12 protein-coding genes and 1 riboswitch are annotated in these 15790 nt (G+C 44.0%); of the genes, 7 read left to right on the top strand and 5 right to left on the bottom strand.

Translation table 11 applies throughout. The features are described from left to right. The first annotated feature begins 5 nt into the window (after nt 1-5). The 7 genes from LY85_RS12755 to LY85_RS12725 are packed head-to-tail and all read left to right on the top strand — an operon-like array spanning nt 6 to nt 6800. Nucleotides 6-884 carry a site-specific DNA-methyltransferase gene (locus LY85_RS12755; protein ID WP_141826951.1) on the top strand — a complete coding sequence of 293 codons (879 nt, stop codon included), beginning with the start codon at nt 6-8 and terminating at the stop codon, nt 882-884. Next, nucleotides 853-1377: a hypothetical protein gene (locus tag LY85_RS12750; RefSeq protein ID WP_141826950.1), complete on the top strand. Its 525-nt coding sequence runs from the start codon at nt 853-855 to the stop codon at nt 1375-1377. The genes LY85_RS12755 and LY85_RS12750 overlap by 32 nt, the downstream gene beginning before the upstream one ends. Then, a complete protein-coding gene (locus tag LY85_RS12745) occupies nt 1374-3515 on the top strand; it encodes a DEAD/DEAH box helicase family protein (protein WP_243122549.1) in 2142 nt (713 codons plus the stop codon). The genes LY85_RS12750 and LY85_RS12745 overlap by 4 nt, the downstream gene beginning before the upstream one ends. After that, complete coding sequence (locus LY85_RS12740; RefSeq protein WP_141826949.1) at nt 3496-3702, top strand: DNA modification system-associated small protein; 207 nt, start codon at nt 3496-3498, stop codon at nt 3700-3702. The genes LY85_RS12745 and LY85_RS12740 overlap by 20 nt, the downstream gene beginning before the upstream one ends. Further along, the gene (locus tag LY85_RS12735; RefSeq protein WP_141826948.1) at nt 3699-5705 is read left to right on the top strand and encodes an AAA family ATPase; all 2007 of its coding nucleotides are present in this window, start codon (nt 3699-3701) and stop codon (nt 5703-5705) included. The genes LY85_RS12740 and LY85_RS12735 overlap by 4 nt, the downstream gene beginning before the upstream one ends. A gap of 1 nt (nt 5706) precedes the next feature. Continuing rightward, entirely contained in the window at nt 5707-6078 is a 372-nt protein-coding gene (locus LY85_RS12730; RefSeq protein ID WP_141826947.1) for a hypothetical protein, read from the top strand. 35 nt (nt 6079-6113) lie between these two features. Then, complete coding sequence (locus tag LY85_RS12725) at nt 6114-6800, top strand: DNA/RNA nuclease SfsA (protein WP_141826946.1); 687 nt, start codon at nt 6114-6116, stop codon at nt 6798-6800. Between the two features lie 208 nt (nt 6801-7008). Here the strand turns inward: LY85_RS12725 and LY85_RS12720 are convergent, their stop codons facing one another. From LY85_RS12720 to LY85_RS19575, 5 genes are all read right to left on the bottom strand, one after another. Further along, entirely contained in the window at nt 7009-10320 is a 3312-nt protein-coding gene (locus LY85_RS12720) for an ATP-dependent RecD-like DNA helicase (protein WP_141826945.1), read from the bottom strand. Between the two features lie 279 nt (nt 10321-10599). Next, nucleotides 10600-11718 (bottom strand): exonuclease domain-containing protein, encoded by a 1119-nt coding sequence (locus tag LY85_RS19800; RefSeq protein WP_185741212.1) that lies wholly within the window; start codon nt 11716-11718, stop codon nt 10600-10602. Nucleotides 11719-11744: 26 nt separating this feature from the next. Continuing rightward, on the bottom strand, nt 11745-12128 hold the full coding sequence (locus LY85_RS12710; protein ID WP_141826944.1) for a (deoxy)nucleoside triphosphate pyrophosphohydrolase: 384 nt from the start codon (nt 12126-12128) through the stop codon (nt 11745-11747). Then, a complete protein-coding gene (locus LY85_RS12705; protein ID WP_141826943.1) occupies nt 12128-15283 on the bottom strand; it encodes a DEAD/DEAH box helicase in 3156 nt (1051 codons plus the stop codon). The genes LY85_RS12710 and LY85_RS12705 overlap by 1 nt, the downstream gene beginning before the upstream one ends. A gap of 32 nt (nt 15284-15315) precedes the next feature. Then, nucleotides 15316-15450 carry a hypothetical protein gene (locus LY85_RS19575; RefSeq protein WP_347562438.1) on the bottom strand — a complete coding sequence of 45 codons (135 nt, stop codon included), beginning with the start codon at nt 15448-15450 and terminating at the stop codon, nt 15316-15318. 113 nt (nt 15451-15563) lie between these two features. Beyond that, nucleotides 15564-15647: riboswitch (cyclic di-GMP riboswitch) on the bottom strand. Nucleotides 15648-15790 lie beyond the last annotated feature (143 nt).

Raw genomic sequence — 15790 nt, 5'->3', positions numbered from 1 at the left:
TTACCATGAGTTTATTTGATGAAAAACCCTACTGCATCCGTTGCATTAATGGCTCAGAAGGTTTGCTTGCTTTGCCAAAAAAGAGTGTAAAACTTGTCTATGGTTCTCCTCCATATCCCAACGCTGATCGTAATTATGGCGTTTGGAAATCAGATAAATACATTGATAAGCTTGCTCCATTTATTGACGCATCAATAGCTGCGTTAAGAGAGGATGGATTTCTTGTTATCAATGTTAAAGCAAACAGAGAAAAGCACACCTCTAAATCTTCGCCAAGGAGATCTTTGGTCATCGAAAGATTAGCAATCCTCCTTGAAGATCAATGGAATTTACATTGTGTTGACATTGAGGTATGGGTCAAAGGAAATCCGGTACCAACCGGCCTCAGATGTGCTTGCCAAGATGCATATGAACAGATTTTATGGTTTTCAATTTCGCCAAAGTGGAACATTAATCTCGATGCCATCCGGAGGCCGTATAGTTCACATAGTTTGGAAGTCTACAAAGATTATGAATACAAGCCACGCGAAAATGGTTTGTCATACGTTAGAAAGAAAAAGACGATTCAGCCCAATACTGCTGGTGCGCTGCCAAACAACGTTATACTTAGCGGTGTATCAAATGCCAAGGGTGTACATCAAGCAGTGCAACCATCTGCGTTACCGGAAAAGTATATAAAAGCGACAACAAGTGAAGGCGACCTTGTTGTTGATCCGTGGCTCGGATCTGGTACGACCGGTGTTATGGCTATAGAATTAGGCCGTAGATTTGCCGGGTTTGATATTTTCCAAGAATATATTGATCTATCAGAAGCAAAGATGGATGAAGCTTGGCAAGGGAGGCGTAGGGATAATGGAACGGTTATCACAGAAAACACTCCATAAAATGCTGTTGTACGATTTGGACGAGCATGTCGCTGCTCAGCATTCTGACATTAGCAAAAAGCCTTTGCTCATCGACTTGGATTCATATCCCTCAAAGCTTAAGGTTTATTTGTTTAATTGTACTTGCCCACCCGGCGGTCGTACAACAGATGAGTATAAGATACAGCTTATCTTGGAAAATCAAAAACGTAATGAACGGTGTCATATTGATAACTCTGATGGACGAACTGTACTTCTCATGGGATATGCAATACCTCTCATAGATGTTGAGGACGGAGTCTATATTATTTGGCAAACGGACATGCATGTAAATGCCGCGTATTCTGCAAATTTACAGGTAACATTACCGTATATGCTGAAGGCGCTCGCAACCGATGTTTTTACTTATAAGAAATATGGAAACAACGAAAGAATGGTTCTGTGTGACAGGAAGCATATTTATCAAGCTATCAAGAAACGTAAAGACTGGGATACGGAAGAGATGATAAAATGAGCATGCTATCAGATTATGAATTCAATGGATCATATAATAAACTCGACGACGATGTATCAGCCGAGTTCTATTTACCGTGTATGCGTAGTTCAATTAGCTATGATCGCATATCTGGTTACTTCGGTAGTACGGTTTACATTGTTGCTTGGGATGCGCTCAAGGAATTCATCAATAACGGCGGACATATTCGCGTTATATGTTCACCATTCCTATCTGTGGAGGATGCAAAGGCTATAGACGATGGAATCTCAGCTAAAACGGAGGCCATATTAGTAAATGCCCTGAAAAAGGAAATCGATTCAATGCTCGAAATGTCCTATTTGAGCACACCATCAAGACTACTAACATGCTTAATTGCGAACCAAATCGTAGAGATCAAGATTGCAATACCAAGGAACACATCTGGCAATCCGGCGATTGAAAAACTCTATCACGATAAAGCCGGTATTTTTACAGATGTTGCAGGCAATGAAGTGGCGTTTCGCGGGTCTTTCAACGAAACGTATAAAGGGCTTTCTAACGACGGGAATATTGAATCCGCAGATGTGTTCCAAAGTTGGGATGGTGGGAAAGATGCCATAAGAGTGAAAGCCATAAGGGATGGTTTTGATAGAATCTGGGCGGGACAATACGAGGCTATCAAGATTTACAATATGCCTGATGAAGTGAAAACTTACGTTTCCAGACACGCATCAGGCTATAAATGGGAGGAACTACTTCGAGAGATTACTGTCATAAAGAGTAAAGACGAAAAATGGACACCTAATAAGGCCAAAAAAGTGATTGGTTTAAAAGATCATCAGACCGAGGCCTTGGAAGACTGGGAGAAGCAAAACTACCGCGCAGTGTATCAAGGATGCACAGGCTGTGGGAAAACAGTTATCGCAATATCAGCGATTAGATGCCAATTAGATAGGGGCAAAACCGTGTTGGTACTTGTGCCAGGAAAAGAGCTTCTTTACCACTGGCAAAAGGAAATTGCTCGGCTAATTGGTGATTTAGATATAAACTATATGTTGTGTGGCGACGGCAATAATTTATGGAGAAAACCCGGAGCTTTACCCCGGTGGACAGCTGCAAGTCAAACTGGGAAAAAAGTAATCATAGCGATGATGGATACTGCTGTTAGTCCAGAGTTTATGAGCAAAATTACTCAAGGCGAGCATCTGTTTATTATCGCTGATGAGGTTCACCGAATGGGTAGCCTGCAGAGGAAGAAGTTTTTCCAAATTATTTCTGGTCCACGTTTTGGAGTGTCGGCTACGCCATGCCGGTATAACGACCCAGAAGGTACACAAGCGATTTTTGATTATTTCGGTACCATACTACAACCGCCATACACTTTGAAGAGGGCAATCAAAGAAAAAGTGCTTACTCCATATTTTTATCATCCGATAACTGTCGCACTGACGGAAACAGAGCAAAAAGAATGGGACAAGATATCCAAACAAATATCAAAGTTATATGCGTCTACAGCCAACAGTAAAAATTCGGATGGAAGTGAAAAGAAAAGTGCATTCTTGGATCTGATGAAAATTGAGCGGGCTCGTATTATTAAGAAAGCAGCCAACAAAGTTATGACAGCTGTCGATATAATCAAACACAGTTATTGTGACGACCAAAAGTGGCTGGTTTATTGCGAAGATATTACGCAACTGACACAAGTATGTGATGCCGTCAGGACTGAAGGAATAGATTCTTATGTTTATTACTCGGACATGCCAGGAAGTCGCGAAGAAACCTTAGAATACTTCGGGCTCAATGGCGGCGTGTTAGTATCAATTCGATGTCTCGATGAGGGTGTTGATATTCCCTCAACCACACATGCAATTGTCCTTGCCTCATCGCGAAATCCGAGAGAATTTATACAGCGTAGAGGCCGAATACTTCGTAAGGCGGACAATAAAAGTTATTCTGAATTATATGACATTATTGCTGTACCAAATGCATCAAGTGCTGATGCAGATAAAAGCATGTCGATTATTGTCTCAGAATTGGCAAGAGCCATTGAATTCGGCACTTATGCTCAGAATCCGGCGTGTATAGCTGATTTAAAAACAATTGCTTTGCGATTCGGTGTTGACTATAAACAATTCGAGAATGGAGGGTTTGAAGAAGATGAAGAACAGCTTAAATGAATTGCTCGCAACACTGGAGGAAATTCGTACAACCCAGTTTCCCGACATCCCTCCAGAGGTAATTGTCGAAATCGTTAATGCGCAGGTTAATAATCAAGACAATCCGGGCACACGGCAAAGTGAAACACAGAAAATCATTACCCAATATACCAATCTGATTACGAGTGAGGATGGTGAAGAAGAATGAGGTTTAAAAAACTAACCGTCGCAAACTTTGGCCCTTTCAAAGATACTGAAGTGGTCGACTTCACTAAAGCAGACGGTGTAAGTATCATATGGGGAGATAATGGTAGAGGAAAGACCTCTCTTCTAAACGCTTTTAACTTTGTGCTGTTTAATATCGTAAGAGACAGAAACGGCAAGATCGATAATTTTATTAGCTATATTAACATTGAGGGCTTCAAGGAAGGTAATTACACATACCGGGTTTCCCTTGACATTGCTAACGGAACTGAAAGTTACAAGGTGACACGTAATCTTGTGCTTGAGCACGGTGTCACCGTTCCGCAGATAAACTCTGATGTAAGGACCACGCTGTCCGTTTCTCACAACGGAATCATCGTCGATAAGGATACCGGTGAGCACATTATTATGTCTCTTATTACACCAGAAGTATCAAGGTTCTTTCTGTTCGATGGTGAACTACTTGAAGAATACGAAACACTCTTAGACGAGAATTCTCCTACAGGCGGCTCTATCAAAGGGGCAATTGAGCAGATTTTGGGTCTTCCAGTTCTTACGTATGGTTTTGCCGATGTAAAAACAGCGAGAGACAAAATTGCTACAACGGCTACAAGGATTGCACAAAATGATGCCAATACCAAGATATACGCGACCAGTATTGTCGACTACGAGGCAGAAAAGATTAAACAGGAGGAAGATCGAGATAGGCTGATTCGTAAACGCGATGACCTGCTTGCGAAGAAAAAACAAATTCAAGCTGAAATTGACTCGACCCAAAAGCTCCGTGATCTGGTTGCCAGAAGAACAAACATAGAGACCGCAATATCTGGGCTTGAGCAGCAGGTAGTTTACCTTCGGGCAGAAGTCGTTGAGCTTCTAAAAGGTTCTTGGAAATGGATGTTCACACCAACAGTTCAAGAGGTCGTCGATGAAATTGACTCTGACATTTCTGAACTTAAGGAAAAGGAAGTGGTTGCAAGTGCGCAGGATAAGACGATTGCTTATATTCAGCAGGCAATCGATGAGGTCTTTTGTCCTGTATGTGATCACGAAGCAACCGAGGCAGAAAAAGTAAAACTCCAGGGAAAAATTGATTTCATCAGGAACAGAACCGTTGGTCTGACATCTGATGAAAAGAAGAAACTAGGTGCCGATAAGTCGCGTTTGACAGCCCTAAGGTCCTACCTTGGTACACAAGATCGAGGCGAAGATGTATTGCGTAAATGCAATACAATCAACGATCTCCTCGTGAAAATTTCTGATAAGCAGGAGCACGAGCTCGTTGACGTTAAAGCCGAGATCAAAGACTTGATTGAGAGCGGTGGGAACGAAGATGCTGTTGCGCAGATTATGAAACGTGCGGAAGATTGCGGAAGGGAGCTTCAAATCACAGAAGACGGTATAAAAGCCGAAAATGCTGTAATTGACGATCTTGCTACAAAAATAGAGAAAACGAACAGAAAACTAATTCAGGTGAGTCAAAACAGGGATGTAAAGCTTGCTGGAAAACGCAAAGACTTTGCAAGCAGCGTGGCTTCGATTTTTGAACAGGGTATCATTACATATAGAGAAAAACTGCGTAGAAATGTTGAGTGTGATGCCACAAAAATATTCCAAGCCATGAACACTGAAGATGATTATGATCGATTGGAAATTAATGATAATTATGGCCTCGCTATCGTTTTGAAATCATCCGGAGAGCTTGTGCCTAAAAGCTCAGCCGGTTGGATTCATATGGTTGCTTTTGCACTAATCGGTGCGCTTCACAAAAATGCGCCGTTTGAAGGTCCTGTTATTATGGATTCACCTTTTAACCGTATGAGCACAAAAAATACGGCTAATATGGTAAAGGCACTTCCGCTTATTTCTAAACAAGTCCTTCTGCTCCCTCTGCCCGGTGAGATCGATGATCAGCGCACACGTCAGGATATTGGAGATTCCATTATTCAAGAGAAGGAATTGATTAGGATCAGTGCTACGCATTCTAAAATAAAGGAGTTGATGTAAAATGGCTACTATAAAAGAACTTGGAACTGATTTAAAGCTTTCACAAAGAGCATCAGACTATGTTGCACAAATGTTTGTAGACGAAGGCTGGTTTACCATACGCCAAGATGCGGCGATATTTGCTGCCGCCTATGTTTTGAAGTACCATTTTAAGGACTTCGATCCGGGCTCTTATGTTGTCCCTGATCAATTAGGAACAAATTATGCATATGGTAATCTGGACAAGGGCGGCTATTGGGAAAATCTCATTAGGAACCTATATCAAACAGAAACACCACGACTTTTTTTTCGCAACCTAATGATTTATGGGCTTGAGGAAATTGGCAATGATATCGAACGCCTTGGTGTGCTCCAAATCGAGAACTACATCTGATTGCAGGTATTAATAGGCTATGAGGGGTAATATAGATGACATTTGCTTCTAAATTATATACTGAGGGAACGTTTATTGAAGAAATAAAGAATCGCTTTCTATGCACCGTAAATGTTGCAGGAGAAAATGTTCTTTGCTACATACCGTCGTCATGTCGCTTGAGTAACTTTATGGAGTTGAGCGGACGTAAAGTATTGTTGATGCCAGTCAGTAAACCGAGTGCACGAACAAAATACTCAGTATTCGCGGTCAGAATTAAGAGGAATTACATGATTCTTAATACGTCTTTTCCCAATGAACTGGTTGAGAAGAGCCTTAGCCGAAGAATGTTCTCCTTCTTAGGTTCTCGGCATAATACCGTTCGAGAAAAGATTGTGGATGGCTACAAAAGTGATTTGTATATTCCTGAAACAAATACTGTTGTTGAAGTCAAAAGCGTTATTTCTCTTACCAATACAACTACTTTTCCAAATGTTCAGTCCGAAAGGATAATCAAGCAACTTCAAAAGATTAAATTGCTGTTGCTCGACGGGTACAATGTTGCATTCCTACTTATTGCATTGAGTCCGCTTGTAACTTGTGTTATGCTCAATTCAGCGGAGCCATATGGTGCATTATTTCGAGACTGTATTGAACATGGGATGCAGATACATGGATATTCAACGTGTTCTAAACGTGGCGAATTTATAATTAAGAGTGAAATCGCAATAAAAACCGAGTAGCAGTAATAAAAGGCCAGCAAGGCGAACACATAACTAATTCGAACTAAATCGGGAAATATGAAAATATTAAATAATACTGATTGTGGTCTAACGGATGTCATAAACATAATTGGAGGTTGAGAAACAAGGAAATCAATAAGACTTTTTTGTCGCTTTTCTTTGTTTATAGCGGCCGCAAGTTCTAGGAAAAACTGTTCACAAGATTGGATTAGCTACGTACCAGCTTGGATTTCACGATTTCCAGACTTTTGCACTTTGATGCGTTTGCTGAGAATCCCTTTATAACTTCCTGCATGGTCTCGGAGCTCCAATAGATTTTCAATTTCTTCTTTGCACGAGTAATTGCCGTGTAAAAAACTCCATGAGTTATCTTTTCTGCATTGTTATTCGGGATAATTACCTTAACCGAATCATACTCTAAACCTTGTGCCTTATGAATTGAAACGGCATACGCGAGCTGAAAGGGAATAATAGATTTCATCCGCAGGTCATCGTCTTCCATGTCCATTTTGCTGCCGTCATAGGCGTATACACTAAAACGAATGCGCGTAGAGTTTCCCACAACATCAATAAACTCGACACCTTCTCTTCTACAGTCCATGTCTGTTAAGGAAATATCTACATCAATTGTAAAGGAGATTCTGTCGTTTTCTTTTTCAATCTTGACAATCCGTCCCTTTAAGTTGTTGTATAAGAGAGAAAATCGTTTCGTGTCATTGAAAAGGATGGGATCACCCACTTTATAATTCCATTCCTGCCACGAGACAGCCTCGCCTTTGGAGTTTGCATTTTGAAAGTAGTTATTCATGTTATTTAGGCCAAATTTTCCGTCGTAATTTAGACAAAGAATAACCTCGTCATCTTCTTCCCGCTTGAAGACTTTTGGCCCTATGTCTTCCGAGAAGGGACCGTCGATAACCAGCTTTTCAGTTATCAACTCATCCATAAGCCTGACTTCATTCCACAAACCAATAAGAGTTTGATTTTTTGTCCTCCAAGTATTTAGTAGCTCAATATTAGCACCGTATGCTTTAATGATATCTTTTGCATAAAAAAACCAGTTACCAAACTCGATGGATTCAATTTGTTGGATATCTCCTGCAAAAACCAAAAAAGTATTGAGACTTAATTTATTGAGAAAAGCTAACATAGTGCGGTTATCAATTGTGCTACATTCATCAACAAAAATGATATCATATTCCGGCAGGACAACTTTCTTGGTAAAGCTGTCGATGCTCACAAAATCAGCTGATGTTCCTGGATTATCAATACGTCTTTTTAGGTTTTGTAGTGCGGTGTGGGTTTTGGTGAGAAACAGTTTACGGTGACTGGTCATCAAATTTGAAATATAGTTGATAAGGGTCGTTTTCCCAGTCCCAGCAGCTCCGTAAATTAAAAGAAGCTGGGAGTCGACAAAGACATCTCTTATTGCTTGTTCTTTTATCCTGTCGGTAAAGTCAATTTTGCTTTGCTTAAGAAAGTTCTGATTGTACTCTTCCTGGCCTTTATTGCCGTTTTTCGAAAACTCTAAAAGTTGTTTTAATATGAGAAGTGTAGTTTTTTCATAAGAATCTATGCAGGCAAGTCCGTCCACAAGGTTTATTTGATATCCCTGGCTGTGCTCCCAAGAATCCAGTTGGGCATTGTACTTATCGATGACTGTTTTACTGGCAACGGCGTCTATCTCAAAATAGATTTCTCCTGTCTGCTTTGTTGAGTTTTTGATAAACAGATATGGGCGAACCACATCTAATTTATCGCTTCCGACAACACTGAGGATGTGTTTTGCCTGACTGCTGCCGCTTGTCTTACTTCCTGCCAAATCAGAAATAAAAGGGTTTCTTTCAAAAGGTAGACACCGGCTCGAGAGGTAGAGCTCGGCACAGAGCTGTTTGGGCTTATACTGTGAAGGCATAACGCTTTCGAGGGCTTCTTCTCTTAGATTCAGGAGCAAATATCTTATCACATTCCGGCCGAACTCTTCTGATGTCTTAGAATAATGTGCCTTAAGCTTCAGAAGTACCTCCTTATAAATGCAAGTATTTGTTTTCTCATAAATTGGATCGATAAGAGATGAAAAAGTGACCGTTTGCAAATCAATTAAATCCAGAAAGTTGATGCCTGTTCTGGTTAGAAAAGTCATCAGTTCATTATACTCGCCATATTTCGAAGAAAGATTTGTGCTGATACGCAATATCTTTCCCAGCTTATTCAGACAGGCAGGCTCTATTGATACCTTCCAATTTGTGATTACCTTTATTTTGGATGCAATTCCCCACAGATCAATTATAGTATCCACATAACCAATCTGTATGGAATAGTTTGTGGAGATGTTTTCTTTTGTATAAGCGGTAATGCGGTTGTACTTTGTAGCATAAATACTTGCCAGCTGCAAAGTGACTTCGAAATATCGCTCTGTTCCAATAAAAAATGGAACTTTTTTCTGAACATAAAATCTGGATGTACATAATGCGTGGAGAGTGGGATCGACGGAATCAACTGCATTTGCAGCCAACTGGTAATATTGACGATCGAGCTCATCAATATGGAGTGGAAACTTTTCCAAGTTATGCAGAACAGACATTCCGCAGTTTTTTTGCAAGAATTTTCGTATTTGCCACAGAAAATTATAATACTTCAACAATAGGCGTTCCGATTGTCCATCATCGGGAATGCGCTTGCCAATATATTGCAAACCTTTGAGAAAAGTTCCAAGGTACTTGGTTTCAATACTTAGAATGGAATGCTCCCAAGCCAATTGGAGACTTGCTCTTTCGTTCCCATTACCTAATGTATTTAGCAGGAGAGTCGCTGTACACAAATCACTTAGTCTAGTAAGAATTCTCCTTGATACGCCATCACGAGTATCATTAAGAATGTCCAGTCTGTCTATGCTTTCCGTAATGTCCTCGTCACAAGCCCTAATAATTTTTTCTACATCATTCTTTGAGTAGTTTTTGCTATCCAATTGGTTAACAAAAGAATGATGGTCAACAAGATCTTCGAGCTTGTTACAAAACACATTAACACTCTCATCGGTATTGAAAATTTCCTCATCAGATGAAAAACTGATGGTTACACTACTGTTTTCAAAATCAATTGAATTGAGAAAATCCACAGACATATATTTCCAGAATACCCGTTCGGAACCGCGGCAATCCGGGTTTAGTACAACAAACAGAATACCAGGATCAAATGTCACATCGCTATAGATAAATGCAGGGAATGCCAAACTCTTCAGGGAATACTTAATCATGCCATCTACTGCACTATATACATGAGTACCCTTAATCTGGACAAAAAAGTTTTGCTTTGGGCGTCTCGATACATTAGGTTCTGAGACAAACTCAAATGTACCATCTGCATTTGGCCACTTGTCATCACAAGAAAAATTAGTGTTGATCTTTCCACTGGATCTCAAAAATGTTTGTAGAATAGAAACAGCTGCACGATCTTCGTCTGAGCGTTCGGTGTGAGTTCTAATATGTCTTTCAATAATTTCTCTTGCATAGTCTAACATATACATTCCTCTCTTTTCTGCAAGCACTTAAATTGATTTCATAGATTTCGTTGAACAATACTATCGGCTTGTATTTATGTTAATATCATCCATCTATGTGCCCATTTGTATAAATAAATTCTTCTAAGCATTTTCTTGCTTCTGCACTGGCATTAGAATACTAGTGAGCCAATCCTACACCCCAGCAAAGACGCATGTTTTTCCGGAAGCCTCAATAATCTCCGGAATGCGGCCACGGACAAGCTTATTATAGACCTTTGCAGCCATCTTTCAGCCTCCTCAGTTGGATAACAAATTGCAAATATCCTGCTCTTTGACAATTTGGATGGGATGTCCTTTTGCTTGCAATTCCAGCGCCTTTTTTACCTTTGTGCCATAGTTGCCGCTGCTCCAAGCATCGCTGCCCCTGCTGCCGACAATCACACAATCTATTTTCCTCGTAACGCTGGAAACCGGGATACCTCCTTTTTGAGAAAGAGCCGATTCCACGCTGGAACGATCCCCAAATTCAAATTCCCCGGTCAGGCAAAATGTCTTTCCGTTGATGTCGAAGCAATCACAGCTACAGGTATTTGCAACAGGATCTGTGATTTGCCCAAATAGAAGCAACATTGCCTGCAACTCTGCATCTTCCAAGATGCCATCTTCCAGCGTACCTCCAACGGTCTCGAAGATTTTATCAAAAGGAAAATTGCCGCGCAGCGCGAGGTTCTCATTCATCCAAGTTTGAAGGGAGAGGACTTCACTCTCACTCAACTCGTCGTCTGCCGTGATTGTGCTAAGCAGATCTTTGAGCGCAAGCAGTTGCGTTGTTGTCTCACTGGGTTTTGCTTTTGGTGGCATCCGTAGTGTGCGGCGCTGTGCCAGATCATACCGACGCAGAAAACGATCCGGCTGCAGTCCATGATGCATATAGTCCAGCAACAGCTCCGCGCAGGCATGGCTGTCGCTGCCGGCGTGGTGGTGATCCAAATTGAGATTAAGGTAATTACAAAGGGTATTGAGCTTGTGATTTTGAAGCTGCGGATAGCATGCTCGTCCCATCACGCAGGTGCAGGCATAATATGTAAAGGGCTGCCATTCGATTCCATAGTCATTCAGGCACTGCGCCAGCACACCCATGTCGAATGGCGCGTTATGCGCAATCAGCAGGCCGCTGCCCATAACCGGCGCAATCTTTTCCCATAATTCTGGAAATGCGGGCTGGTCGGCCACCATTTCCGGCGTGATGCCGGTAAGCCGGATGTTGAAGGGATCAAAGTGCACTTCCGAGTTTACAAGAGAGTAGAAATCATACGTGATGCGGCCGTTTTCGACAACGGTAATGCCGATGGCGCTGATGCGGTCATTTGCATAGTTTGGGGTTTCTACATCAAATGCTATGTAACGATCATTCATGATACTGTACCTTCTCTCTGCATACCTTACCTGCGGCTACTGATCCGCTGCAAAATAACCTCGTCCGCCGGGCAAAACTCGTAGTTTGGTATTTCATCCACTGTGATCCACCGGATATCGTTATGTTCCAATTTCTGTGGTACGCCCTCGGCAATCGTGGCGTTGAACAGCGTCAGGTGCACGGTAATGTCCGGATAATCATGCGTCACGGCCATTAGCTCGCTGCCTACAGACAGCGTGATGGCGAGTTCCTCTTGGCATTCTCTGATAAGAGCCTGCTCTTTCGTTTCGCCCGGTTCAACTTTTCCACCGACAAACTCCCACAAAAGGCCGCGCGCTTTCGTCGCCGATCGCTGGCAGATCATAAACTTATCTTTATCCCAAATCAGAGCTGCTACAACTTCGGTCATTATCCCACCACCAATTTATTTGTCTTGTTCAAGAATTTCGCTGGGATTGGTCTGTCAAGCTTCCATGTAATATTCATCGGCCTTGAACCCTCGTGACAGACATAGCTTGCCGTACCGAGATAGGTGTAGGCAGCAGCGCCGCTGGAGATGCGATCAGTTTTGAACTCGCGCACGAACAGCAGCACGCGGCTGCCCTGGGCGCGGTGATGGATATAGCGCTGACCAGTGGGGGAGTTTTCCGCCGTGGTGCTCTGGCTCTGCCAGTGGAACAGTTCCTCGTTGATGGAGTAATCGTTATACATCGTCGTCGGCGAATAGTCCTTGTCGGACTTATTGAGCGTCACAAAAAACACGTCCGCTTTCTTATCCGGCAGCCACTTTACGCCCTCACGCACGGTGGTGGGCTCCGTGAAATCCATGGCGACCAGAAGCTGGTCACGGGTGTAGGTGCAGTGCAGATCCAGCGGGCATTCAAATCCCAGATCAACCGGCTCATCAATGAAGTCTATGCGGTTAAAATTGTATTGGAGCAACGCGGTAAGCTCTGAGAGCATGACCTGGCTGTCTGCCAGCGCGCATAGATTTTCCAGTACCTCATCGCCGTCCCAACTGTCGGCAGCCTTACCCCAAACCGTGATGTAGAACATTTGCAGCATCCGCTGCTTCAAGGGTGACAGGGCGGCAAAGTCCACATTGTGCAATTGGGGAAGAATGTCCAGCAGGAAAGTGATCCAGCGGCGGGAGTCGATGACGGCGATGCGACTAAATGCTTTTGTCAGCGTTTTCTCGGCAGGCTCCGTGAAAGCATCCAGCTTGCCGGCGAGCTCGCAGAGACGAGAGAAAGAGGAAAACTTGTAGAGTGACCGGGCGTCAAGGCGGCAGTGGCTCAAAAAGTTTGCCAGTGTCAGCGGCAGGCCGCTGTCCTCCTCAAAGCTTCCAATGCGGGAGACCAATCCGGCACTGTTGCCATAGGAGGCACGGATGTTGTCCAGTATGTATTTGGCTGCTTTCTTTTCCAGCTGAATATAGCAGCCTTTGGGCGCGGATACAAAGCCGTCCCGAATTTCGCGCGGCACGCCCCGGGTTGTACTGGAGAGCAGCGCCGCGAACTTGTCCTCAAAGTTATACCTTTTGTTGGCCTGACCGATAAAATCCAGTACGGTCAGACACTCCTTATCCTCGCTGAGACGCAGACCGCGGCCTAACTGCTGGAGAAAGATGGTCAGCGATTCCGTAGGGCGAAGGAACAACACCGTGTTAACCTCGGGGATATCCACGCCCTCGTTGTAGATGTCCACCACAAAGATAAAGCGGACTTCGCCGGAGACTAGCCGCTGTTTTGCAGTTTTACGCTCCTCATCGAGAGACTGACCGGTCAGGAACATGGATGGGATGCCGTGCTCATTGAAATAGTTAGACATGAACTCCGCATGCTCGACGGAGACGCAGAAGCCCAGCCCCTTCACGTCGTTGATATCTGTGACGTATTTAAGCAGTGACGAAACAACCATATCAGCACGGCGCTTGGCAGCGCCGCCACTGAGGGTGTAAATGCGCGACAACTCACCTTTGTCGTAACCGCCCCGCGTCCACTTCAAATCATCCAGATCAATGACGTCAGTGACGCCGAAATACTGGAATGGGCACAGCAACTTGCGGTCGATGGCCTCCGGTAACCGAATTTCCGCCGCGATGCGGCCGCTGAAATAATTCAGAATACTCTTGCCATCCATGCGCTCCGGCGTGGCGGTGAGGCCTATCAGAATTTTGGGCTGATAGTATTCCAGCAGTTTTTGATAGGTGGGCGCGGCGGCATGGTGGAATTCGTCCACCACGATATAGTCATAAAAGTCCGGCGTGGTCTTGACGGTAAAGTCCTGGGAGTTAAATGTCTGGACGGAAATAAACAGGTTTTCTATGCTATCCGGCTTGTAGCTGCCGACGAACATCTCACCAAAATTGGCGTCCTTAAGCACAGCGCGATAGGTATAGAGGCTCTGTTTCAAGATTTCTTCCCGGTGCGCCACAAACAGTAGGTGGCAAGGCCGGCCTGGATTCTGCTTGCGGAAGCGTTTATAGTCCAGCGCGGAAATTACAGTTTTGCCTGTACCGGTAGCAGCTACCACCAGATTGCGACAGTAGCCACGGACGGTTCGCTCGGCCTCCAGCTTGTCGAGAATCTCTTGCTGGTAGGAATAAGGCGCGATGTCCAGCGTGTAGGCATCCGCGTTGTTAGCGTCAAAGTACTTCTCTGCCTTCAATGCGCGAGCGAGGCGCTCCTTCTGATTCTCCGTGTAGTATTCAAATTCATTGGAATTCCAATAGCTCTCAAAGGTGGCGGTGATCTTGTCGATGGTCTCCGGCAGGTCCTTTTTTGTGACTTTCACATTCCACTCAAGGCCGCTGGAGATGGCGGCGTTGGAAAGATTGGACGAACCTACATAGGCCGTGGTGAAGCCAGTATTCCGATAGAATACATAGGTCTTGGCGTGGAGGCGGGTACGTTTGGTGTCATAGCTAACCTTGATTTTTGTGTTCGGCAGCTTGCGCAGCTCCTCGATAGCCTTGACGTCTGTCGCGCCCATATAAGAGGTAGTAATGATACGCAGCGCGCCGCCGATTTGGGTAAATGAGATCAGCTCGTCCATAATAAGCCGTAGACCACTCCACTTGATAAAGCTCACCAGCATGTCGATGCGATCCGCGGAGACGATCTCCTTTTTAAACTCTGTGTACATCTGAGGTTCGTGAACTGCACCGGTAAAGAGGCTGCTTTGCGCGATGGAGGTTTCCGGGCGGTCAACAGTTGCGGCGGTCTTTCCAATAGCTAGCCGCGGGTCGTTTTCCCTGAGTAGAGCAAGAAGCTGCTCTGCCCGCTCGTCCACAGACAAAGCGGCAAAGTCAGCTTCCCTTGTGGTGCGCTCCACGATGCGCACGATTTCATTTGTTAGCCCGATCTGGGCGGAGAGGTCCCCGCCGTTATCCAGCATATTGTCCAGCCCCTTTTGAACTACGCCCGTGAGATACTGCGCTAAGACCTTGGAGGCCTCTGCCTTATCGATGGGCACAGTGGCCTGCCGGGCTGCCGGAAGCTCCGACAGATCGGTATTGATCTCGCGGTTGATCACTTGTTCATATAGACCTGGCTGAAGCATAGCGCAAATCCTCAATTTTATATTAATTTGATCTACTCTAAAATATACAATAGCTCTTGTCCTATCTTTCGCACATCCGCCAGTTTCTCGGCGTCCTTCGAAATGGCCCAGACCTTGCCAAATTTCGTCAGTCCCGGGATGCGGCCCTGATTGCACAAGACTTGCACGCGGCGGCGAGTAATACCCCATTTTTCTGCGGCTTCGGATTAAAATGTAATCTATAAGTTCACCTCATGTAAGCATATAAAAACAGCCCTGCATCTCGCAGGACTCTCCGTTTTACATTAAGTTGGCTGCCATCCAAACGGTATAGGCCCTCGTAGCTTTGCGTCGCCGTCTTTCGATGGCTTTGCCGATTCTTCTATACTTTATGACAAGTATATACTTTTTTGAGAACAATTTCAACCTGCGATTTAGTTAAATTATTTCATTTCAGCATATAAAAAAACCCGAGAGAGTGCAAGTTGCTATGCTAGCTTCAACACGGTATAATGAGGATATCACCTT

The sequence above is a fragment of the Clostridium sp. KNHs216 genome, assembly GCF_006714885.1.
Lineage (GTDB): Bacteria > Bacillota > Clostridia > Oscillospirales > Acutalibacteraceae > Caproiciproducens.
The sequence above is the reverse complement of the archived record's forward strand: the minus strand, read 5'-3'. Positions and strand labels throughout refer to the sequence as shown.